The organism is Streptomyces sp. NPDC000151, from assembly GCF_040301705.1.
Taxonomy (GTDB): Bacteria; Actinomycetota; Actinomycetes; order Streptomycetales; family Streptomycetaceae; genus Streptomyces.
Genome location: NZ_JBEPFC010000125.1, coordinates 1 through 21,583 on the forward strand (window position 1 = coordinate 1; position 21,583 = coordinate 21,583).

At 72.8% G+C, this 21,583-nt stretch carries 20 protein-coding genes, 1 other RNA gene and 1 pseudogene; 4 read left to right on the forward strand and 18 right to left on the reverse strand.

From position 1 onward, the window contains the following. Together ABT381_RS27345 and ABT381_RS27350 are read right to left on the reverse strand one after the other, a co-directional pair. Positions 1 to 448: pseudogene (locus tag ABT381_RS27345) on the reverse strand (hypothetical protein); the annotation flags it as partial. Positions 449 to 533: 85 nt separating this feature from the next. Further along, positions 534 to 1,430 (reverse strand): FAD binding domain-containing protein, encoded by an 897-nt coding sequence (locus ABT381_RS27350; RefSeq protein WP_351599235.1) that lies wholly within the window; start codon positions 1,428 to 1,430, stop codon positions 534 to 536. Between the two features lie 770 nt (positions 1,431 to 2,200). Here ABT381_RS27350 and ABT381_RS27355 point away from each other — a divergent pair. Continuing rightward, positions 2,201 to 2,635, forward strand: a complete 435-nt coding sequence (locus ABT381_RS27355; RefSeq protein WP_351599236.1) for an SSI family serine proteinase inhibitor — start codon at positions 2,201 to 2,203, stop codon at positions 2,633 to 2,635. Positions 2,636 to 2,769: 134 nt separating this feature from the next. Here ABT381_RS27355 and ABT381_RS27360 read toward each other — a convergent pair whose 3' ends face one another. From ABT381_RS27360 to ABT381_RS27370, 3 genes are all read right to left on the reverse strand, one after another. Then, positions 2,770 to 3,063: a DUF3039 domain-containing protein gene (locus ABT381_RS27360; RefSeq protein ID WP_351599237.1), complete on the reverse strand. Its 294-nt coding sequence runs from the start codon at positions 3,061 to 3,063 to the stop codon at positions 2,770 to 2,772. 15 nt (positions 3,064 to 3,078) lie between these two features. After that, entirely contained in the window at positions 3,079 to 3,519 is a 441-nt protein-coding gene (locus ABT381_RS27365; RefSeq protein WP_351599238.1) for a hypothetical protein, read from the reverse strand. Positions 3,520 to 3,612: 93 nt separating this feature from the next. Continuing rightward, entirely contained in the window at positions 3,613 to 4,239 is a 627-nt protein-coding gene (locus ABT381_RS27370; protein ID WP_351599239.1) for a YqgE/AlgH family protein, read from the reverse strand. Between the two features lie 283 nt (positions 4,240 to 4,522). On the opposite strand from ABT381_RS27370, the gene murA reads away from it, so the two are divergent. Beyond that, the gene (gene murA / locus ABT381_RS27375; RefSeq protein WP_351599240.1) at positions 4,523 to 5,860 is read left to right on the forward strand and encodes a UDP-N-acetylglucosamine 1-carboxyvinyltransferase; all 1,338 of its coding nucleotides are present in this window, start codon (positions 4,523 to 4,525) and stop codon (positions 5,858 to 5,860) included. A gap of 249 nt (positions 5,861 to 6,109) precedes the next feature. Here murA and ABT381_RS27380 read toward each other — a convergent pair whose 3' ends face one another. Next, positions 6,110 to 6,391, reverse strand: a complete 282-nt coding sequence (locus ABT381_RS27380) for an HU family DNA-binding protein (RefSeq protein WP_003954777.1) — start codon at positions 6,389 to 6,391, stop codon at positions 6,110 to 6,112. 339 nt (positions 6,392 to 6,730) lie between these two features. After that, entirely contained in the window at positions 6,731 to 8,164 is a 1,434-nt protein-coding gene (locus ABT381_RS27385) for an NAD-dependent malic enzyme (RefSeq protein WP_351599241.1), read from the reverse strand. A 268-nt stretch (positions 8,165 to 8,432) separates the two neighbouring features. Between ABT381_RS27385 and ABT381_RS27390 the strand changes: the two genes are divergently transcribed. Beyond that, complete coding sequence (locus tag ABT381_RS27390) at positions 8,433 to 8,639, forward strand: cold-shock protein (RefSeq protein ID WP_030250355.1); 207 nt, start codon at positions 8,433 to 8,435, stop codon at positions 8,637 to 8,639. Positions 8,640 to 8,851: 212 nt separating this feature from the next. Here ABT381_RS27390 and ABT381_RS27395 read toward each other — a convergent pair whose 3' ends face one another. The 7 genes from ABT381_RS27395 to ABT381_RS27425 all read right to left on the reverse strand — a co-directional run bounded on the left by ABT381_RS27395 (position 8,852) and on the right by ABT381_RS27425 (position 17,403). Beyond that, on the reverse strand, positions 8,852 to 11,305 hold the full coding sequence (locus tag ABT381_RS27395; protein WP_351599242.1) for a HelD family protein: 2,454 nt from the start codon (positions 11,303 to 11,305) through the stop codon (positions 8,852 to 8,854). A gap of 89 nt (positions 11,306 to 11,394) precedes the next feature. Beyond that, the gene (locus tag ABT381_RS27400) at positions 11,395 to 12,156 is read right to left on the reverse strand and encodes an anti-sigma factor family protein (protein ID WP_351599243.1); all 762 of its coding nucleotides are present in this window, start codon (positions 12,154 to 12,156) and stop codon (positions 11,395 to 11,397) included. Next, positions 12,153 to 12,641: a sigma-70 family RNA polymerase sigma factor gene (locus ABT381_RS27405; RefSeq protein ID WP_051862555.1), complete on the reverse strand. Its 489-nt coding sequence runs from the start codon at positions 12,639 to 12,641 to the stop codon at positions 12,153 to 12,155. The genes ABT381_RS27400 and ABT381_RS27405 overlap by 4 nt, the downstream gene beginning before the upstream one ends. Positions 12,642 to 12,794: 153 nt before the next feature. Continuing rightward, on the reverse strand, positions 12,795 to 13,388 hold the full coding sequence (locus tag ABT381_RS27410) for a CGNR zinc finger domain-containing protein (RefSeq protein ID WP_351599244.1): 594 nt from the start codon (positions 13,386 to 13,388) through the stop codon (positions 12,795 to 12,797). 122 nt (positions 13,389 to 13,510) lie between these two features. After that, the gene (locus tag ABT381_RS27415) at positions 13,511 to 14,707 is read right to left on the reverse strand and encodes a uroporphyrinogen-III synthase (protein ID WP_351599245.1); all 1,197 of its coding nucleotides are present in this window, start codon (positions 14,705 to 14,707) and stop codon (positions 13,511 to 13,513) included. Positions 14,708 to 14,925: 218 nt separating this feature from the next. Next, positions 14,926 to 16,287, reverse strand: a complete 1,362-nt coding sequence (locus ABT381_RS27420) for a nitrate/nitrite transporter (RefSeq protein ID WP_351599246.1) — start codon at positions 16,285 to 16,287, stop codon at positions 14,926 to 14,928. 147 nt (positions 16,288 to 16,434) lie between these two features. Next, positions 16,435 to 17,403 carry a LysR family transcriptional regulator gene (locus tag ABT381_RS27425; RefSeq protein ID WP_351599247.1) on the reverse strand — a complete coding sequence of 323 codons (969 nt, stop codon included), beginning with the start codon at positions 17,401 to 17,403 and terminating at the stop codon, positions 16,435 to 16,437. Positions 17,404 to 17,559: 156 nt separating this feature from the next. Here ABT381_RS27425 and ABT381_RS27430 point away from each other — a divergent pair, with 156 nt between their 5' ends. After that, positions 17,560 to 18,864 carry an MFS transporter gene (locus ABT381_RS27430; RefSeq protein ID WP_467754406.1) on the forward strand — a complete coding sequence of 435 codons (1,305 nt, stop codon included), beginning with the start codon at positions 17,560 to 17,562 and terminating at the stop codon, positions 18,862 to 18,864. Here the strand turns inward: ABT381_RS27430 and ABT381_RS27435 are convergent. The 4 genes from ABT381_RS27435 to ABT381_RS27450 all read right to left on the reverse strand — a co-directional run. Then, positions 18,812 to 19,789 (reverse strand): extracellular catalytic domain type 1 short-chain-length polyhydroxyalkanoate depolymerase, encoded by a 978-nt coding sequence (locus ABT381_RS27435; protein ID WP_351599248.1) that lies wholly within the window; start codon positions 19,787 to 19,789, stop codon positions 18,812 to 18,814. The two genes, ABT381_RS27430 and ABT381_RS27435, sit on opposite strands and share 53 nt — an antisense overlap. A 132-nt stretch (positions 19,790 to 19,921) precedes the next feature. Beyond that, positions 19,922 to 20,292: a transfer-messenger RNA gene (ssrA, locus tag ABT381_RS27440) on the reverse strand. Between the two features lie 143 nt (positions 20,293 to 20,435). Further along, on the reverse strand, positions 20,436 to 20,954 hold the full coding sequence (gene smpB / locus ABT381_RS27445; protein ID WP_351599249.1) for an SsrA-binding protein SmpB: 519 nt from the start codon (positions 20,952 to 20,954) through the stop codon (positions 20,436 to 20,438). An 18-nt stretch (positions 20,955 to 20,972) separates the two neighbouring features. After that, a partial coding sequence (locus ABT381_RS27450) for a S41 family peptidase (RefSeq protein WP_351599250.1) occupies positions 20,973 to 21,583 on the reverse strand: 611 nt, incomplete at its 5' end.

Here is a 21,583-nt window from a genome sequence, read left to right on the forward strand (position 1 = left end):
CGACACCCGCCGCGTCACCCGCGCCCGCGTCACCGGCGCCCGGCACCGCGCCGTCACCCGCGCCCGGGAAGTGATCCGGCGGGATGTACCCGTGGCCGGGAGCCGCGAGCGGGTCGGCACCCACCTCGCCCTCCGGACCCGCGCCGTACCCGCCGTAACCACCGTGCGCGTCCCCGGCACCATCGGCGGCCTCGGCGCCGCCCTGGGCACCCGCCGCCCCGTGCGCACCGTGCGCGCCCTGCGTCCCGTAGATGGCCGCGCCGTACGCCCCGGAGGCGTAGCCGCCCGCTCCGTAAGCCCCCGACCCGTAGGCCCCGTTCAGCCCGTACGCCTCGAGGTCGTCGGGCAGCTGGACGAAGGCCGTGGCCTCCTGGTCGTACTCGCCCTGCGGCAGCGGCTCCCAGCCCTGTCCGTGCTGGGGCTGACGCGGGGTGTCCCCGTCACTCATGCGCCGGCCTCGCTTCGCTCGGCTCGCTCGGCGGGCACGCATGCCGCATGCGCGCGCCTCTTGTCGGTTCGCTCGCTGCGCTCACTCACGAGAGCGCCCTCCCAAGTGCTCGGCGCGCCAGTGCTGCCACCGTACGGCGCAGGTGCAGGGCGGCGGGGGGCAGGGTGGCCGCCTCCGTACCGTCCTCCGGAGGCGCGGGGTCCGGGATGCAGGCGGCGGCCACGTAGTCCCCGAAGGCGGTCAGCGCTTCGGGGGCCAGGCCGCGGTCGTTGTCCCAGTCGATGAGCGAGGCCACCCACTGCTCGGCGTCCAGCGGGCGCAGCGGCATCATCGCGACCGCGCCGACCGCGCACCGCACGCCCCGGCGTGCGGGATCGAGGACCAGCGCGACGGATGCGGCCGCGCGCCCCGGCCCCGTCCGCCCGGTGGCCTTCAGGAACGTCTGCGGCGCGTGCAGCAGCGGTACCCGTACGAAGCCGACGATCTCGCCGGGGCGCAGCATCTCCATGCCCGCGAGCAGGTGGCTCACCGGGACCTCGCGGCGGGCGCCGCCCGGGCCCGCGATGATCACGGTGGCTTCGAGGGCCGCCAGTACCGGCAGGGTGTCGCCGGTCGGCGCGGCCGTGACGATGTTGCCGCCGAGCGTCCCGGCGTTGCGGATCTGCGGCGGCCCGGCGGCGCGCGCCGCCGCGGCGAGGCCCGGGATCAGGGCCGCGAAGTCGGGGCGCCCCATGCGGGCGAGGGTGAGGCCGGCGCCGAGCAGCGCGTGGCCGTCCTGATACTGCCAGCCGCGGATCTCGCTGATGCGGTTCAGGCCGACCAGCGCCGCCGGGCGCAGCAGCCCGGAATTGACGGCGGCCATCAGATCGGTGCCGCCGGCCACAGGCACGGCGGCGGGCATGGCGGCCAGCGCCGCCACGGCCTCGTCGAGCGAGGCCGGCAACGTCACGGAATGCGACGCCTGCGGTGCGTGCGTGGTCAACCCAGCTGCCCCTTCCCCGGTGTCCCGGCTGTGCTGTTCCGCCTCGCCGTACGGTACGTGCTCACAGCCCGGACGTGGCAACTCTGGCACATCTTCGCAGGCCCACGATGCGAGGGTCCATGAAGGCAGGTTCCGTCACCGACCTGCGCGTTGGCCCTGGTCGGTACCGGCACGTCCCGGACCTCCGAAGAGAGCGTATTGCCACCTTTCTCAAGCTTTCTCGAGCTTTCTCAAGCACCGTGCGTTACCGCACTTACCGCACATGCCGCGCGCTTGACGCCACTTGACGTCTTATGACCGCCCGCAGGCAGGTTCTGCGCGGGTGTTCGACATGCCGAGACGACATACCGGGTCGACATACCGGACCGGCGTACTGGATCGGCATGCCCGCGCCACGGCGTGGGTACACGGTGCCAGGGTCCCGGCCGCACCGCGCCCGCCTTTCGGGGGGCTCACACGTTTGGGGGCGGTCCGTCGATCGGGCGTCCGATGCGCCGCCGCGCGCCGACCTGCCGCAACCCCTGGCTGTGACCTGCCGCGACACCCGGCTGCCACCTGCCGTATCTCCCGACTGCGACCCGCCGTAACTCCTGGCCGCGCAGGCACGGTTACGCACGGCAGTCATCCGCGGCAGCGGCACGCCCCGCCGAGGCCGGCCGCCCGACACGCCACCTGCGGACCACAATCAGCCGCGCGGCACCCCTGCAGGGCTATCCATGAGGCGAGATGTCCGTCTCACCCAACTTTCAGCCCATCGTAAGGAATCCGCCATGCGCGAGAGACGCGTCCGTGCCGTCCTGCTCTCCGTCGCCGCCCTCGGCCTGCTGCCCCTCTCGGCGGCTACGGCGCCGGCCGCCGCCGCACCCCAGCGGGCGCCGGTCGGCGAGGCGAGCATCGTCATCCACCAGGGCACGAGCACCGGCGGCAAGGTGATCGCCGCCGCGAACCTGCACTGCTTCCCCACCGGGGGCAACCACCCGCGCCCCTACGCGGCCTGCCGCGCCCTGACGCGGGCGCACGGCGACTTCCGGGCGCTGGAGCCGGTCCGCCGCGCCTGCCCGATGATCTACCGGCCGGTGACGGTCGTCGCGAAGAGCATCTGGCAGGGCAGCGCCTCGTTCGTCGTACGCGGCTACTCCAACCTCTGCGCGGCCGGCGCCGACAGCGCCGGGGTCTTCGACCTCAGCCGGCGCGCGGACGGCTGACGGCTGACGGCTGACGGCTGACGGCTGACGAAGACGCGCGTACGGCCGACGCGAAGACCGGAACGCCAGAACGCCCGGCCCCTCCCCCATGGGGAGCGGGCCGGGCGTCACCGTACGAAGTGCGGGGCCGGAGGCTACTTCTTGCCGCCGTCCTTGCCGCCCTTGTCCTTGTCGCCACCGGCGCTCATGGACTCGTAGATCTCCTTGCACATGGGGCAGACCGGGTACTTCTTCGGGTCGCGGCCCGGGACCCAGACCTTGCCGCAGAGCGCGACGACGGGCGTGCCGTCCAGCGCGCTCGCCATGATCTTGTCCTTCTGGACGTAATGGGCGAAGCGCTCGTGGTCACCGTCGCCGTTCGACACCTGCGGTGTCGGCTCCACGAGGGTGCCTGTACCTGCCCCGCGCTCGGGCTCAAGAGTGCTCATAACTGCCAAGGGTACTCACGCGCGCGCCGTACCGGGCGCGGCGGCCCGCCCGGACCCCCGGAGGAGGGCCCCGGCGCCGACCGAGGTCACCGCGGCCGCCAACGCCAGACCCGCGTACCCGGCCCGGCGCGTCCGGTAGGCGGAGCACTCGTCGCTGAACTCGATGCGGCGCTCGCCGACGGTCGCGGCGGGCGAGAGGACGGAGCCGCAAGCGTACGTGTAGTCATCGAAGCCGGGGTGGTCGTCCCGGTCGCCCCGTACCTGCGCGGAGGCGAAGCCGACCGGCGCGAAGAGGGCCACCGCGGCCCCCACGCCCAGCAGGATGCCGAGGACCGCGCAGATGCGGTGCGGCGCCATGCGGGTCGAGCGGACGAGGTCCGCCTTCAGCTCGGCCTCGGAGCGGTGCTCCGGGACGTACGGCTCCCGCTGCGGCCTTCCGTGGTGGTACGTCGCCATCGGACTCCCCCGTCGTCGGTCCCCCGCGCGTCGGTGCGGAGCGCCTCATCAGTGCAGTTCAGTGCTGTTCAGTGCAGTTCAGTGCAGTGCAGTTCAGTTCAGTGAAGGGTCGTCCGGATAGGTCGCCACCATCGCCAGTTCGTTGCGCTGGCGGCGGAGGACGGCGCGCCAGAGGTGCTCGGGGGACGGGGAGGAGACGTCGCCCGGCTCGGATTCGACGACGTACCAGGCGCCTTCGACCAGCTCCTCCTCCAGCTGGCCCGGGCCCCAGCCCGCATAGCCGGCGAAGATGCGCAGCGAGCCGAGCTCGGCGGAGAGCAGCTCGGGCGGCGCCTCCAGGTCGACCAGGCCGATCGCGCCGTGCACGCGGCGCCAGCCCAGAGGGCCGTCGCCGTCCGTGTCGGCCCCCTCGACCGCGTCGCCGCCCGCCACCGGGGCGTCGGCGTGCTCACCCGCCTCGCCCGGGACCACCGCGACGCCGAGCGCCGAGTCCAGCGAGACGGGGCCGCCCTGGAAGACCACGCCGGGCTCGCCGGCCAGCTCGGCCCAGGGCTGGAGGATGTCCGCCACGCCGACGGGCGTGGGGCGGTTCAGTACGACGCCGAGCGAGCCCTCCTCGTCGTGGTCGAGGAGCAGCACCACGGCCCGGTCGAAGTTCGGGTCGGCGAGCGCCGGCGTCGCGACGAGCAGCCGGCCGGTGAGCGAGGACACCTCGGTCATGGCGACATGATCCCGCACTTCGGGCCGGCGCGGGGAGGCAATTGCCGCACCCGTATGCACGCACTCCGGCCGGAAGGGATGCGGAGGGGATGCGGAGGGGACGCAGTGCGACCGACCCGGCATCCGGGCCCTCTTTCACATCACGGTGCGTTCCGCCCGATAAACCGTACGTGTTGTGACAAAGCTATTACACGCGCCAGGGCCGCTCGACCCTACGGACTACCCCCGTACCGCCCTTACCATTTCAGCTTGGTCCCTGTCCGTCTCCAGGAACGCGAGATCCATGACCGACGACGTTTTGCTTGTCCACGGCGGCACACCGCTGGAGGGCGAGATCAAGGTCCGCGGCGCGAAGAACCTCGTGCCCAAGGCCATGGTCGCCGCGCTGCTCGGCAGTGAGCCGAGCCGACTGCGCAATGTGCCCGACATCCGCGACGTGCGCGTCGTGCGCGGCCTGCTGCAGCTGCACGGCGTGACCGTACGCCCGGGCGATGAGTCCGGGGAGCTGATCCTCGACCCGTCGCACGTGGAGAGCGCCAACGTCGCGGACATCGACGCCCACGCCGGGTCCTCCCGGATCCCGATCCTCTTCTGCGGCCCGCTGCTGCACCGCCTCGGGCACGCCTTCATCCCGGGCCTGGGCGGCTGCGACATCGGCGGCCGGCCGGTCGACTTCCACTTCGACGTGCTGCGCCAGTTCGGCGCGGTCATCGAGAAGCGGGACGACGGCCAGTACCTGGAGGCCCCGCAGCGGCTGCGCGGCACCAAGATCCGGCTGCCGTACCCGTCCGTCGGCTCGACCGAGCAGGTGCTGCTGACCGCCGTACTGGCGGAGGGCGTCACCGAGCTGTCGAACGCCGCCGTGGAGCCCGAGATCGAGGACCTCATCTGCGTGCTGCAGAAGATGGGCGCGATCATCTCCATGGACACCGACCGGACCATCCGGATCACCGGTGTCGACAAGCTCGGCGGCTACAACCACCGCGCGCTCCCGGACCGCCTGGAGGCGGCCTCGTGGGCGTCGGCGGCGCTGGCCACCGAGGGCAGCGTGTACGTACGCGGCGCCTCGCAGCGCGAGATGATGACCTTCCTGAACACCTACCGCCGGGTCGGTGGCGCGTTCGAGGTCGACGACGCGGGCATCCGCTTCTGGCACCCGGGCGGCCCGCTGAACGCCATCGCCCTGGAGACCGACGTGCACCCCGGTTTCCAGACCGACTGGCAGCAGCCCCTGGTGGTCGCGCTGACCCAGGCGTCCGGCCTGTCCATCGTCCACGAGACGGTGTACGAGTCGCGCCTCGGCTTCACCTCCGCGCTGAACCAGATGGGCGCGCACATCCAGCTCTACCGCGAGTGCCTGGGCGGCTCGGCCTGCCGCTTCGGCCAGCGCAACTTCCTGCACTCGGCGGTCGTCAGCGGCCCCACCAAGCTGCAGGGCGCCGACCTGGTCATCCCCGACCTGCGCGGCGGCTTCTCGTACCTGATCGCGGCGCTGGCGGCACAGGGCACGTCCCGCGTGCACGGCATCGACCTGATCAACCGCGGCTACGAGAACTTCATGGACAAGCTGGTCTCGCTCGGCGCGAACGTCGAGCTGCCGAACGGCTCACTGAGCGCCTGACCGTGGCGTCGGGCCGGTGAACGGCTTCAGTAACGGCTGAAGCGCCTGACGCCGAAGGGCGGGCACCCTTGCCGGGGTGCCCGCCCTTCGGCGTTCTCAGGGCCGTACACGGGCCCTGCCGCGGTACGCACCAGTGCTCGGCACGCACGCGGCGGCCCGTACCCATGCGAAAGGCAGCCATCCGGCCGGGATGGCTGCCTCTCCTGGGATGCGGACCGTGCTCCGTCGTCCCGGGAGCACGGTGCCGGATCACTTGCCCTTGGCGGCTTCCTTGAGCTTGGAGCCCGCGGAGACCTTCACGCTGTAGCCGGCCGGGATCTGGATCGGGTCGCCGGTCTGCGGGTTGCGCGCGGTGCGAGCGGCACGGTGGGTGCGCTCGAAGGTGAGGAAGCCGGGGATGGTGACCTTCTCGTCACCCTTGGCAACGATCTCACCGACGGTCTCGGCGAGCGCGGCCAGAACGGCGTCGGCGTCCTTGCGGGTCACCTCGGCACGGTCGGCCAGAGCGGCCACCAGCTCACTGCGGTTCATGTATTACTCCCGTGTTCTTCTTGCCAATGGGCGTGCCACGCGGCGGAGCCGCATCAGGCACAGCGAAGCCGATGCTGCCAGGGCCCTCGGACAGTCCCCGGACCCGGGTCTGTGGTTCAGACCCTCGCGCCCGGTAACGCATCCTGCCCCCACCTGCGGCGGTAAAGCCAATCCGGCGCCCTGGAGGGTCACACGAAGAGCGCCATCGCTCCGGAAAGGTGACACTCCGGTGACGCTCCGCACCATGTCTCGGGCCCGATCACCGAGTGGCGGCCAGCCATGCGCTGCCCGCCACCCTATGGGGGCCCTGAGGGCCACGTGTCGTGCGACGCGCCGTGCTCAGGCCGTCGTGCCGCCCGTCACGGCCGTGGCGGCGGCGTTCGCGGCGTCCCGGACGGCGCCGGCGACCGCGCCCGCGACCTTGTCGTTGAAGACGCTGGGGATGATGTAGTTCGCGTTCAGCTCGTCCTCCAGGACGACGTCCGCGAGCGCGCCGGCCGCGGCCAGCATCATCTCCTCGTTGACCGTACGCGACTGCGCGTCCAGCAGGCCGCGGAAGACGCCCGGGAAGACCAGCACGTTGTTGATCTGGTTCGGGAAGTCCGAGCGGCCCGTGGCGACGACGGCGGCGGTCTGCCGGGCCTCCGCCGGGTCGACCTCCGGGTCGGGGTTGGCGAGTGCGAAGACGATCGCGCCGTCGGCCATGCGGGACACGTCCTCGGCGGCCAGCACGTTCGGCGCCGAGACGCCGATGAACACGTCGGCGCCGACCACGGCCTGCTTGAGGGTGCCGGTGACGCCCTCGGGGTTGGTGTTGTCGGCGATCCAGCGCAGCGCCGAGTCGGGGTCGGCCGAAACCAGGTCGTCGCGGCCCGCGTGCACCACGCCGTGGATGTCGGCGACGACGGCGTGCTTGACGCCGGCCGCGATCAGCAGCTTGAGGATGGCCGTACCGGCGGCGCCCGCGCCGGACATCACCACGCGCACGTCGCCGATGGCCTTGCCGACCACGCGCAGCGCGTTGGTCAGGGCGGCGAGCACGACGATGGCGGTGCCGTGCTGGTCGTCGTGGAAGACCGGGATGTCCAGGGCCTCGCGCAGCCGCGCCTCGATCTCGAAGCAGCGGGGCGCGGAGATGTCTTCGAGGTTGATGCCCGCGAAGCCGGGGGCGATGGCCTTGACGATCTCCACGATCGCGTCGGAGTCCTGGGTGTCCAGGCAGATCGGCCAGGCGTCGATGCCGGCGAAGCGCTTGAAGAGGGCCGCCTTGCCCTCCATGACCGGCAGCGCGGCCTTCGGGCCGATGTTGCCGAGGCCCAGGACGGCGGAGCCGTCGGTGACCACCGCGACGCTGTTGCGCTTGATGGTCAGGCGGCGGGCGTCCTCGGGGTTGTCGGCGATGGCCTGGCAGACGCGGGCGACGCCGGGCGTGTAGACCATCGAGAGGTCGTCACGGTTGCGGATCGGGTGCTTCGACGACATCTCGATCTTGCCGCCGAGGTGCATCAGGAACGTACGGTCGGAGACCTTGCCGAGCGAGACGCCCTCGATCTCCCGCAGCTTCTGGACGATCTCGTCCGCGTGCGCGGTGGACGTCGCGGCGATGGTGACGTCGATCCGGAGTTTTTCGTGGCCGGAGGCGGTCACGTCGAGGCCGGTGACCGACCCGCCGGAGGACTCCACGGCCGTGGTGAGCTGGCTGACGGCGGTGCCGCTCGCGGGAACTTCCAGTCGCACCGTCATCGAATACGAGACGCTAGGCGCCGTTGCCATGGCCGACTTCCTCTGCTTTCCCTTGTTTCCCTATGCGCTGTCCCAGGAGCTCGGATGCCCTGCGCATCGTTCGATCGTCCCACCTACCAGCCAGTACACGGTAACCAGCCACAAGTTTCGGAAAGACACTTCCACAATACGAGAGCTAGTCAGCTCGGCGGAACCCCCCACTCCTTCGCTTGAAAAACGGCCTGAATAGGGAGGAAATCTGGCGTACCGCCCTTAGTATCTGGCGCGCAGCACCCCAAGACACGCAAGGACGGGCGATATGGCTCAGGGCACCGTGAAGTGGTTCAACTCCGAGAAGGGTTACGGATTCATCGCGCAGGAGGACGGAGGACCGGACGTCTTCGTCCACTACAGCTCGATCAGTGGCGACGGCTTCCGCAATCTGGAGGACACCCAGCGGGTGGAGTTCGAGATCGCCCAGGGCCGCAAGGGACCGCAGGCGGAACAGGTCCGCGTGATCGGCTGAACGCGGAGAAGGCGCCACGGAATTCTCCGCGACGCCTTCTGGTGAAGCCTTAGGTGGCACCGACCCGCCATGCTCGCCTCGCGGCAAGTGGTCGCTCTAAGCGACTATGGTTGGGCCCGGGGGCTTGGATCGGGCCGGTGCCACATACAGGCTAACAAACCTTCTCTGTAAGCGATTCCCGTCGCGGGAGTCCGCCGGAGGTTTGTCGGCCCTCAGTCCCGCAGCAGGTCCGGCACCCCGTCCGCGTCCGGCTCGTCGCGGGCGCCGGAGACCACCGTCAGCCGCTGCGTGGCCCGGGTCAGCGCCACGTACAGCACCCGCAGCCCGGCCGGCGACTCGTCCGCGATCTCGGCGGGCGAGACCACCAGCGTCGCGTCGTACTCCAGCCCCTTGGCCTCCAGCGAGCCCAGCGCCACCACGCGGTCGTCCAGGTCCGCGAGCCAGCCGCGGGCCTCCTCCCGGCGGTCCATCGCGACCACCACGCCGACCGTGCCGTCGACCTCGTCCAGCAGCCGGCGCGCCTCCTCCCGTACGGAATCCCCCAGCCGGTCCCCCGCGACGGCGAACCGCGGCCGCAGGCCCGTGGAGCGCACCGCCTCCGGCGCGACCATGCCCGGCATGGCCAGCGCCAGCACCCGGGCCGCCAGCTCGGCGACCTCGGCGGGATTGCGGTAGTTCACGGTGAGGGTGAAGCGGCGGCGCGGGCGGGTGCCCAGCGCCTCGTCCCGCGCCTCGCCGGCCTCGTCCGGGTCCGGCCACGAGGACTGCGCCGGGTCGCCCACCACCGTCCACGTCGCGTGCCGGCCGCGGCGGCCGACCATCCGCCACTGCATGGGCGTGAGGTCCTGCGCCTCGTCGACGATGACGTGCGCGTAGTCCGTACGCTCCTCCGCGAGCCGCTCGCGGCGGCTGCGCCCCGAGGAATTACGGTCCGCAAAGGTGGTCAGCTCCTCCAGGCCGGTGAGCTGGTCCAGCGGGTCGGCCTCGCGGGGCCGGGCGGGGCGTGCCGGGGCGCCGAGGATCGTCTGCAGCTCGTCCAGGAGCGCGACGTCGTGGACGGACAGCGGGCCCCGGCCCTGCGCGTCCAGGCGGCTCAGCGAGCGGGCCAGCTTCCGTGCCTCGCGGTTCTGGAGCACCCGGCGCGACCAGCGGCCCAGCAGCTTCTCGTCGGTCATCGCGGCCAGCACCCGGCGCGGGGTCAGCTCCGGCCACCAGGCGTTGAGGAAGTCGGCGAAGTCCTGCTCGGTGGTGATGTCCTCGTCGAAGCCGGACCGGGCCTCGGCGGCCAGTTCCGGGTCGCTGTAGCGGCGGTCCCCGCCGGTCTTCGCCCACAGCGCGTCCAGGATCAGCCGGCGGGCCCTCGGGCGCAGCAGGTTGACCGGCGCGGTGCCGCCGAGCACGGCCTGCCGGATGCGGCGCAGCTCGGCGGCGTCCAGCTCGACGCGGGCACCGAAGGCGACGACGCGGAGGCGGTCGGTGGGTACGGCCGGGGCCGCCTCCTCCTCGTCGCCGAAGGCACCGAAGTCACCGAAGGCGAGCTGGCCGTCCGCTTCCCCGGAGGGCGCGCCCTCCGCGGTGAGCTCCAGCGCGCCACGGGCCGCCTTGCGCAGTACCTTCACCATCCGCGAGGAGCCCTTGATGCGGGCCACCTCGGGCGGGTCGTACGCGGTGGCCTCCGCGCCCTCCACCAGCGAGCCCAGCGCGCGGATGGCCACCTGGCCCTCCTCGCCGAGCGAGGGCAGCACGCCCTCGGTGTAGGCGACCAGCAGCGGGGTGGGCGAGACGATGAGGATGCCGCCCGCGTAGCGGCGCCGGTCCTGGTAGAGCAGGTAGGCGGCGCGGTGCAGGGCGACCGCTGTCTTGCCCGTACCGGGGCCGCCCTCGACCTCGGTGACGGAGGCGGCGGGCGCGCGGATCACCAGGTCCTGCTCGGCCTGGATGGAGGCGACGATGTCGCGCATGGAGTGGCTGCGGGCCCGGCCGAGGGCCGCCATCAGCGCGCCGTCGCCGATCGCCGGCAGCTCCTCGCCGTCCAGGGTGGCGGTGACCTCCGGGCGCATCAGGTCGTCCTCGACGCCCAGGACGCGGCGACCCTTGGAGCGGATGACGCGGCGGCGCACCACGCGGCCCGGGGAGACGGGCGTGGCCCGGTAGAACGGCGCGGCGGCCGGCGCCCGCCAGTCGATGACCAGCGGCGTGTAGTCCGCGTCCAGCACGCCGAGGCGGCCGATGTGCAGCGTCTCGGCGATCTCCGCGCGGTGGTCGGCGCCGATCGCGCCGTCGGCGGGCTCGACGGAGGTGTACGCGCCGTCCGGGCCCCGCTTGCCGTCCTTGCCCAGGAGCAGGTCGATGCGGCCGAAGAGGAAGTCCTCGTACTCGGAATTGAGGCGGTGCAGGTGGACGCCGGCCTGGAAGACCTGCGCGTCCCGCTCGGCGAGCGCGCCGGGCGTGCCGACCTGGCCGCGCTTGGCGGCGTCGGCCATCAGGAACTGCGCCTCGTCGATCTTCTCCTCGAGGCGCCGGTACACCCGGTCCAGGTGCGTCTGCTCGCCCGCGATCTCCCGGTCGCGGACGGAGTCGCCGTCCGCGACCGGGTCGCCGTCGGGTACGGAATCCGGCGCGTGCGTGGAATTCTCCGGCGCGTGCGTGGCGTTCTGCGCGGCCACCCAGGCCCCCTTCTGCTGTGCGTAGGGCAGCCGTCAACCGTACGCGAAGCAGGTCGCGGGCGCACCTGCCGGGCGCGTCCGGGAGCCGGTCACACGTCGACGGCGGCCAGCCGCTCGCCGTCGAGGGTGCGGATTTCGAAGCGGTCGATGTCGGCGCTGTGCATGGCGGCGCCGCCGTTGGTGTACAGGGGCTGCCGGCTCCACTTCGTACTGCCGCCCTTGATGCCGTACCCGCCGTACGGCACCGCCCACGTCGTGACGGTCTGCTGTGCGCCGTCCTTGCCGACCGCGACGAGGGAGCAGCGCAGCGGGCCCTTGACGTTGCCGAGGCGGAGGGCGACGGAGGTGCCCCAGGGGCGGTCGGCCATCGTCACGCCGGCGGTGACCTTGGTGACCGGGTCGACCGCGGTGTGCTTGTGGCCGCCGCTGTCGTACATCTGCTCGGCCGGGCTCGCGGTCTGCCGCGGCGGCTGCGGCTCGTCCCCGGTGACGGCCAGGGTGGCGAACGGCCCGCCGACGATCAGCGCGACGGCGGCCGCGACGAGCGCGAGGCGCCGTCCGCGCCTGCGCCGCCGGGCCGCGGCGACCTCGCCGAGCAGGCCGCTCAGGACGCGCCGGGAGGGCGTCGGGACGAGCGTGGCGGCGTCCGGCGGGGCGCCCGTGCCGTCGTCGGCGAGGCCCGCCAGCATCGGCTCCAGGCCGAGCAGGCCGTCCAGCTCGGCGGCGCAGCGGTCGCAGCCCGCGAGGTGTTCCTCGAAGCGGGCGGCGTCGGCGGCGTCCAGGACGCCGAGCGCGTAGGCGCCGGCGTCGGTGTGGGCCGCCGGCTCGGCGGGCGGGTGGGGCCGGTTCACGCCGTCACTCCTCGTTCTTCCAGCGAGAGCTTCAGGGAGCGCAGCGCGTAGAAGACCCGCGACCGTACGGTCCCGGGCGGTACCCGCAGCACCTCCGCCGCCTCGTTGACCGTACGTCCCTTGAAGTACGTCTCGATCAGGGCCTCCCGGTGCGCCGGGCTGAGGTCGGCCAGCGCCTCGGAGATCGTCATCAGGCGCAGCGCGCGGTCGATCTCGTCGGCGGCGGGCAGCGTCTCCAGGGGCGCGGCGTCCACCTCCTGGGGCCGGGCCTGGCGGCTGCGGTGCCCGTCGATGACGATCCGGCGGGCCACGGTGACCAGCCAGGGGCGTACGGAGCCGGTCGCGCGCTGCAGCTGGTCGGCGTTGCGCCAGGCGCGCAGCAGGGTCTCCTGCACCACGTCCTCGGCGCGGTGCCGGTCGCCCGCCACCAGCCGCAGGACGAACGCGAGGAGCGGTCCCGCGTGCTCCTCGTACAGGGCCCGCATGAGCTCTTCGTCGGGCGTCGTCCGGTCGGCCACGACGGCATCCTTGCGCAACGCCACTCCCGGGTCGAGGGGACGGACAGCCTTCCGTACGGGCTGGTCCAGGGGAGTACGGACGCGGGGACTCCGGCGTTCAGCCGGTGACGCGGGAGGTGTTCAGCCGGTGACGCGGGAGGCCGGGCCGAGGGTGGCGCGGCGGCGGTGGCGGGCCACCCGCTCGCGGTTGCCGCACACCTCGCTGGAGCACCAGCGCCGCCGGCGCCCGCGCGAGGTGTCCAGGTAGATCCGCGAGCACGCCTCGCCCTCGCACTGCCGCAGCTGGCCGCGGGCCACCGCGTCGGTCAGCATCCCGACGGCGTCGCGGGCGACCGCGGACATCAGCCCGGCACAGTCCGGCGGGCGCGCCGGGCGGCGCTCCAGTACGCCGTCCGCGCCGCGTACGGCGCGTTCGGGCGGGGGCGGGGCCTCGGCGGTGGCGTTGAGCAGCGCCAGGTCGCGGTCGGCCGCCCGGCCGCGGATCTCGTCGTGCACGATGCGCCGCAGCAGTTCGCGCAGCGCCCGGAAGCGCGCGACCCAGCTGCCGTCGACGGCGTCGAGTGCGCTGCTGCGCGGGACGACGCCCGCGCCGACGAGCCAGGCGCGCAAGTGGTCGGGGCCGAGGAGCCGTTCGGCCGGCGGCTCGCCGGTCGTGGCCACCAGGTCCAGGCAGATCCGCCCGCAGTCGAACCGCAGGTCGTAAGGCGCCGCCATGTGCCTGTCACTCCTTCGGGGACAACGTCTCCCTCCAGAGTGCCCGGCCCGGTGCACGGGCGGAACCCTCGGCACCGTGCCGGCGTGCGAGCCGTCCCCGGCCCGGCCGGGGGCCAACGCCCTTACGCGTCCGCGTACTTCGTCTCCGCGTGCGGGTCCAGGGACAGTCGGTAGCCGCGCTTGACCACCGTCTGGATCAGCTTCGGGGCGCCCAGCGCCACCCGCAGCCGGGCCATCGCCGTCTCCACCGCGTGCTCGTCGCGGCCCGCTCCCGGCAGCGCGCGCAGCAGGTCGCCGCGCGAGACGACCCAGCCGGGCCGCTTCGCCAGCGCACGCAGCAGAGACATGCCGGCGGGCGGCACGGGCCGCAGCTCGCCGTCGATGAGGACCGCGTGCCCGCGGATCTCCACGCGGCGCCCGGCCACCGGCAACGGGCGTACCCTGCCCGGCAGTTCGTGGCAGAGCAGCTGCACCAGCGGGCCCAGCCGGAAGCGCTCCGGCTGGACCGTGGCGATCTCGTGGTTCTCCAGGGGCAGCGCGGTCACCGGGCCGACGCACGCGGGCAGTACGTCGTGCCGCAGCGCGTCCAGCACCTCGCCGTGGACGCCCCGCTCCTCGGCGCGGCGCAGCAGCGACGCGGCGGCCGGTGCGCTGGTGAACGTCACCGCGTCCACCGTGCGCGCCAGGATGGCGTCCAGGAGGCGGTCGACCGGGCCGATGTCCTGCGGCGGCATCCAGCGGTAGACCGGGACGCCGACCACCTCGGCGCCCGCGGCGCGCAGCGACTCCACGAAGCCGGGCAGCGGCTCGCCGTGCAGCTGTACCGCGATCCGCTTGCCGTCCACGCCCTCCTCCAGCAGCCGGTCCAGCACCTCGGCCATGGACTCCGAGGCGGGCGACCACTCCTCGGTGAGGCCGGCCGCGCGGATCGCGCCGCGCACCTTCGGGCCGCGGGCGAGCAGCTCCACGCCGCCCAGCCGCTCCAGCAGCGCCGTGCCCAGGCCCCAGCCCTCGGCGGCCTCCACCCAGCCGCGGAAGCCGATGGCGGTGGTGGCCACGACGATGTCCGGCGCGTCGTCGATGAGCTGCTTGGTGGCGGCCAGCAGCTCCGCGTCGTCGGTGAGCGGCACGATGCGCAGCGCGGGCGCGTGTACGACCTCGGCGCCGCGGCGCTCCAGCAGCGTGCCCAGCTCGGCGGCGCGGCGGGCCGCGGTCACCCCGACCGTGAACCCGGCCAGCGGCAGCCCGCCGCCCCGCTCGGCGCCCTGCTGACGCTGACCGCTGTCGTCCTGTGGGTCGTTTCGCTGTCCCTCGTGCATGTTGGCTCTCGTCCCGCTTCGCAATGTTGTGCGCCGGCTCAACGGCGGCCTGGCCTCACCGGGCTCCGGGGCGCCCGTCCCAGGGCGGGCCCACAGACCGGATGGGTTCCTGATGCTGCCAAGGGTCCGTGACGACCCGGGTTCACCGTTATTTCTCCAGTGTTACGCCCGAGAGGCCCCGGACGTTCCCGCCGGGGCCACTCCTCGGGTACGACCGGTCACACTTCCGCGTATGCCGGGCGCTGCGCTTCTTCGGTGCGCAGGTCCGGCTGCGCCACCGGGCGCCGGAGGTATACGGCCCAGGTCACGGCCAGGCACAGGGCGTAGAAGACGAGGAAGGACACGAAGGCGGGGGTGCCGGAGCCCGCGGTCATGAACGCCTGCCGGAACGCCAGGTTGATGCCCAGCCCGCCGAGCGCGCCGACCGCGCCGATCAGTCCCATCGCCGCGCCCGAGAGGCGCCGCCCGTACGCCGCAGCCGCCTCGTCCGCCAGTCCGCGCGAGACCGCCTTGGCCTGGAAGATCGCCGGGATCATCTTGTACGTGGAGCCGTTGCCGAGCCCGGTCAGCACGAAGAGCGCGATGAATCCGACGAGGAAGACCGGCAGCGACTTCTGTACCGAGGCGACGATCACGACGGCCGTCGCCGCGCCCATGGCGGCGAAGTTCCACAGGGTGATCCGCGCGCCCCCGAAGCGGTCCGCGAGCTTTCCGCCGACCGGCCTGATCAGCGAGCCGAGCAGCGGCCCGATGAAGGTCAGCGAGGCCGCCTGCAGCGGGGTCTGCGCGAACTGGTTCTGCAGCACGAGCCCGAAGGCGAAGCTGTAGCCGATGAAGGACCCGAAGGTGCCGATGTACAGCAGCGACATGATCCAGGTGTGCGGGTCGCGCGCCGCCTCCTTGGCCGCGCCCGTGTCGTTGGTGACCGGCGCCAGGTTGTCCATGAACAGCGCGGCGCACACCGCGGCGAGCACGATCAGCGGGATGTAGACGGCGAGCACGATGCGCGGGTGCGCGGCGCCCGCCGTACCGATGATCAGCAGGCCCAGCAGCTGGATGACGGGCACGCCGATGTTGCCGCCGCCCGCGTTCAGGCCGAGTGCCCAGCCCTTCTTGCGCAGCGGGTAGAAGGAGTTGATGTTGGTCATCGAGGAGGCGAAGTTGCCGCCGCCGACCCCGGTGAGCGCCGCGACCACCATGAAGGTGGTGTACGACGTGCCCGGCGTCATCACGAAGGCCGCGACGACGCTCGGCACCAGGAGCAGCGTCGCGCTCATGATGGTCCAGTTCCGCCCTCCGAAGCGCGCCACGGCGAACGTGTACGGCACCCGGAGCACCCCGCCGACCAGCGTCGGCATCGCGACCAGGAAGAACTTCCCGGCCGGGTCCACGCCGTACTCGGGCCCCATGAAGAGCACCATCACCGACCACAGGCTCCACACGGAGAACCCGATGTGCTCGGACAGCACGGAGAACCACAGGTTCCGCCGCGCGATCCGCTCACCCCCGCTCTGCCAGAACGCCTCGTCCTCGGGGTCCCACTCCTCGATCCACCGCTTGCCCTTGCGTACCGCCGTCATCGCGCCTCCCAGCTCTCGGGGTCTCCCGGTCCGACGCTAGGGACGGCGCGTTTCGCCGCGGTGCCGCCAGGTGTCACCGACGCAATATCGCGCTCACCCGGGACGGCGCGCCACGGTGAGTATCGGCCGGGGCACCCTCCGCGGCGCTCACGCCGCCATCAGTCGGGCGTCCTCGGGCGGCAGCCAGGCGCCCTCGGGGCGGGCCAGCCAGCCGCCGGCCGCGCCCAGCTCACGCGCCGCGGCCAGCAGCGCGTCCAGCCCGGGGTGGCGCAGCCCCCGGCGCCAGACGACCGACACCGGGGACAGCGGTACGGGGTCCACGAGGGGCCGCAGCACCATCCCCGGCGCTTCGATGAACTCGACACTGGCCAGCACGGACCAGCCGCGCTTCCGTACGACGCGGAGGAATTCGGCCGGGCCGTCGATCTCCGGGTACGGCGCCGCCGCCCGGATGCCGCGCCCTTCGAAGAGGCGTGCCGCCAGGCCGGTCCACTCCGCCGTGTGCGCGTTGCCCGCCCCCGTGTACAGCGTCTCCCCCGCGAGCGCGTCCAGGGGCACGGCCGCGCGTGCGGCCAGCGGGTGCTCCTCGGGCAGCAGAACGGCCATCGGCTCGTACCGCACCGGGTGGTGGGCCAGCCGGGACCGCACGCCGCGCGGCAGGCCCGCGATCCGCCCGAAGGACACGTCCAGGCCGCCCGTCAGCAGCCCTTCGGCGGCGCCGGTCAGGCCGCTGTGGAAGCGGGCTGCGAACTCCAGGCCGGGCGCCGCCGCCCGGGCCCGCTCCAGCACCCGGTGCGCGGTGCCCACGGGCGCGCCGACGTCGACGAGCAGCGGGCGCTCGTGGCCGCCGCCTCCGTGGAACGCCGCGGCCAGCTCGTCGTGCGCGGCCAGCACGCGCTGCGCATACGGGAGCAGCCGCTCGCCTTCGGGGGTGAGGCGCACCTGACGAGTGGTGCGCAGGAACAGCACGGTGCCGAGGTCGCGCTCCAGACGGCGGATGTCGCGGCTGAGGGCCTGCTGAGCCACGTACAGGCGGGCGGCGGCACGGGTGAAGTGGAGCTCGTCGGCGACGGCCGTGAAGGCCCGCAGCAGTCGCGGCTCTATGTCGTGAGGCACGCACCCATGGTGACAAAGACGAAGTGGCTGGATGGAGACCGTCCGGCCAACGGATTGACAACGAGAGACGGTGAATGCGTGGTGAAGAGGTGTTGGACGGTCCGGGGCGGCCGGCCCGATCGTGAACGGGTGATCCTCTTCCTCGCCTCCCGGCCTGTGACGGCCCCGCCCGTTCCCGTACGGCCGCGCCGCCGCCCGCCGCGCGGCACCCCGCGGCTGCCGTTCCTCCGCCCGTACGCCCGGATCTTCGCCGTGCCCGGCACCCGGGCCTTCACCGCCGCCAACCTCCTGGCGCGGCTCCCCATGGGCATGTTCAGCGTGAGCGCGGTCCTGATGATCGCGGGGTCGCGCGGCTCGTACGCGCTGGCCGGGGCCGTGACCGCCACCGGGCTCGCGGCGACGGCGGTGGCCGGGCCGTGGACCGCGCGGCTGGTCGACCGGTACGGGCAGGCCAGGATCGCGCCGCCCGCCGCCCTGCTCGCGGTGGCCGGGTCGCTGGCCCTCGTGCTGTGCGTACGGCTCGACGCGCCCGCCTGGACGCTCTTCGCGGCGTACCTCTGCACGGCCACCACGCCCAACACCGGCGGCATGTCCCGCGCCCGCTGGGCGCACCTCTTCCGTACCGACGCGCGCGCCCTGCACACCGCGAACTCCTTCGAACAGGCGGCGGACGAGGCGTGCTTCATGCTCGGCCCGGTGCTCGCGGCCTTCCTGTGCACGGCGCTGTTCCCGGAGGCGGGCACGCTCGCCGGGGCCGGGCTGCTGCTGACCGGCGTGCTGCTGTTCGCCGCGCAGCGCCGTACGGAGCCGCCGCTCGCGCCCTGTACGGACCGCACCCGCTCCCCGTTGCGCCGCCCCGGACTGCCGCCGCTCCTGCTGACCTTCCTGTGCACGGGCGCGGTCTTCGGGTCGCTGGAGGTCGTCACCATCGGGTTCGCCGACGGGCACGGCATACGGGCGGCGGCGGGCGGCATCCTGGCGCTGCAGGCGGCCGGGTCGTGCGCCGCGGGCCTGCTGTACGGGCTGCTGCCGCCCGCCGGACGGCCCGCCGCACGCTTCACGGGCTGTGTGGCGGCCATGGCGGTCCTGATGCTGCTGCCGCTCCTCGGGGCGGCGAGCGGCAGCCCTGCGGTGCTGGCGGGCGCCCTGCTGGTGGCCGGGATGGCGACGGCCCCGACCATGGTCACCGGCATGGGCCGGGTGCAGGCCCTGACGCCCGCCGGCCAGGTCAACGAGGGCCTGACGCTCGCCGTGACGGCCCTGCTGGCCGGCATCGCGACCGGCTCGGCGGCGGGCGGCTGGGCCACGGACCAGCTGGGCCCGGACGGCTCCGGATACGCCGTGCCGGTGGCCGCCGCGGCCCTCGCCCTGACCGTGACGCTCCTGGGCCGCCGCGCCGGGGCGGGGCTCAGCGGTCCAGGCCCCAGCCCCTGCCCATCTCGTACGCGGCGCAGAGATTGACGTCGAGCATGTACGCGCCGGCCGTGCCGCACTGCGCGGGGCCCGTACCGGGGTCCAACGGCTGTCCGTGCCCCATGCCGGTGATCGAGTACGTCTCGGCGGCGACCGCGCCGCCCGCGTCCCGGTACACCGCATGCGGATAGCCGCCCACGGTGTCCGTGCTCTCCGGGGTCTGGTCGGTGCCGCGCACGTTCGTCCACTGCTCGACGAGGTCGGCCATGTTCACCGGCTTCACGGTCGTGTCGGCCGTCCCCTGGAAGACCGTGAGCCGGGGCCAGGGGCCGGTGTAGCCGGGGTTCTGCGCCCGCACCCGGTCGCCCCACTGCGCGGGCGTCTGGGTCGCGCCCACGTACATGCACACGTACGGCGAGCCGGCTGCCTGCGCGCAGCCGTACGGGAGGCCCGCGACGACGCCGCCCGCGGCGTACGTCTCCGGGTACGCGGCCATCATCACCGCCGTCATCCCGCCGCCGGCCGAGAGCCCGGTGACGTACGCCTTGGAGCCGCCCACGTCGGCGAGCTGCCGGGCGGTCATCTGCTGGATGGACGCGGCCTCGCCGTGGCCGCGCTCGATGTCGCCCGCCTGGAACCAGTTGAAGCAGGAGTTGAGGTTGTTGGCGCCGGTCTGGCCCGGGAAGACCACGGAGAAGCCCCAGCGGTCGGCGAGCTCGGTCCAGCCGCTCTGCTTGCCGTAGGCGGTGGCGTTCTGCGTACAGCCGTGCAGCGCGACGACCACGGGGCGGCCGGCGGGCAGCCCCTGCGGGGCGTAGCGGTACATCCGCAGCGCCCCCGGGTTGCTGCCGAAGCCGGTGACTTCCTCGATGGCGCCGGGGGCCGCGTGTGCCGTCGTCGGCGACGGCGGGAAGAGGGCGGCCAGCAGGGCCGCGACCAGGACGCTCAGCGTGCGCTTGGTTGTCTTGTACATGCCCGAGGACGGTAGGAGCGCAGGGCGGCGCCCGATATGGCGCGGGACGCCACATCCGGCGTCCGCACCATGGGACCGACATGACAAAAGCCCCGCTGCCTTACGGCGGCGGGGCTCGTGCCCACATGGGATGAGTGGAGATGGCGGGAATCGAACCCGCGTCCAACGGTGCAGAATCAGGGCTTCTCCGTGTGCAGTCCGCTGCGATTTTCTCGGCCCCGGAGATCACGCGGACAAGTCTCCGACGGGCTCAGTCACTGTTTGATGTCTCCACTCAGCCCCGTGACCGGGCTCAGTGGATAAGACCCCTAGCTGATGCCAGGAACCGGGTCGGGATCATCCCCGGGCTGACACTTCGCAGGTCGCTACTTAGGCAGCGAGGGCGAAGGAATCGCGCTTGGTGTTGGCGATTATTGGTTGCGACATATGGTTAACGAGATCATTGCCGCTTCCTCGACACGCTTCCCCTGCTTCGACATCCGCTGTCGAAACCGATCATCCCCATGTTGTTTTTTCAAAGCCGGACGCTCCGTCTCGCGGAGAGCCCCGCACCCCGTCACCTCGGGGTACATGTGCCATCGTACGGGAACAACATGGCACCGTGCCAGCATATTCCCAGGGGCTTTCGCCGGGCCTTCCGCCCAGGTCAGGCCCCCCGCTCCCGGCGGCGCACCGCCGAGATCACCCGGTCCGCCTCGCGGCGGTCCTGCTGCTCACGCAGGGTCTGCCGCTTGTCGTACTCCTTCTTGCCCTTTGCCAGCGCGATCTCGACCTTCGCACGGCCCTTCAGGAAGTACAGCTGGAGCGGGACGATCGTGTGGCTCGTCTCCTGGGACTTCGCCGCCAGCTTGTCGATCTCCTCGCGGTGCAGCAGCAGCTTCCGCTTGCGGCGTGCCGCGTGGTTGGTCCACGTGCCCTGCGCGTACTCGGGGATGTGCACGTTGTGCAGCCACGCCTCGCCGCCGTCGATCTGGACGAAGCCGTCCACCAGCGAAGACCGACCCTGCCGCAGCGACTTCACCTCCGTGCCCGAGAGCACGAGGCCGCACTCGTAGGTGTCGATGATGAGGTAGTCGTGGCGCGCCTTCTTGTTCTGCGCGATGAGCTTGCGCCCGGCCTCCGCGGCCTGCCGCTTCGCCTTCGTTTTCGCGTTCGCCTTAGCCATAGTGCGGCCATTTTCGCACTACGACCCACCTCCGAGGCCACTCATTACTGTTCTGGCCCGGCTCTCCGCCCGGTCGTCGGCGGGGATGTCGGGGGTGATGCCGCGGCCGTCGACGCCGCGGCCGGACGGCGTGCGGTAATGGCCGACGGTCAGCTCGGCGACCGAGCCGTCCGCGAGCTTGCTGGGCATCTGGACCGAGCCCTTGCCGAAGGTCGGCGAGCCGATCACCACCGCCCGGCCGCGGTCCTGCAGCGCCCCCGCCAGCAGCTCGCCCGCGCTCATCGTGCCGCCGTCGACCAGCACGGCCAGCGGCGACTTCGTGGCCCGGCCGCGGTCGGCGTACAGCGCGCGCTGGCTGCCGCGCACGTCATACGTGGCGACCAGGCCGCCGTCGAGGAACGCGGCGGCCGCGGTGACCGCCTCACCGACCAGGCCGCCGGTGTTGCCGCGCAGGTCCAGCAGAAGGCCCCCGGGCGGCGCCGAGCGGACCGCCTCGCGCACCTCCTCGCCGGTGCCCTTGGCGAACGCCTCGACCTTGATCCGGGTCATGCCCCCGGGCGCCGCGGGCCGCTCGACCGTGACGTTCGCCGTGCGCAGCCGGGCGCGGTGCAGCGTCGCTGACCAGTGCC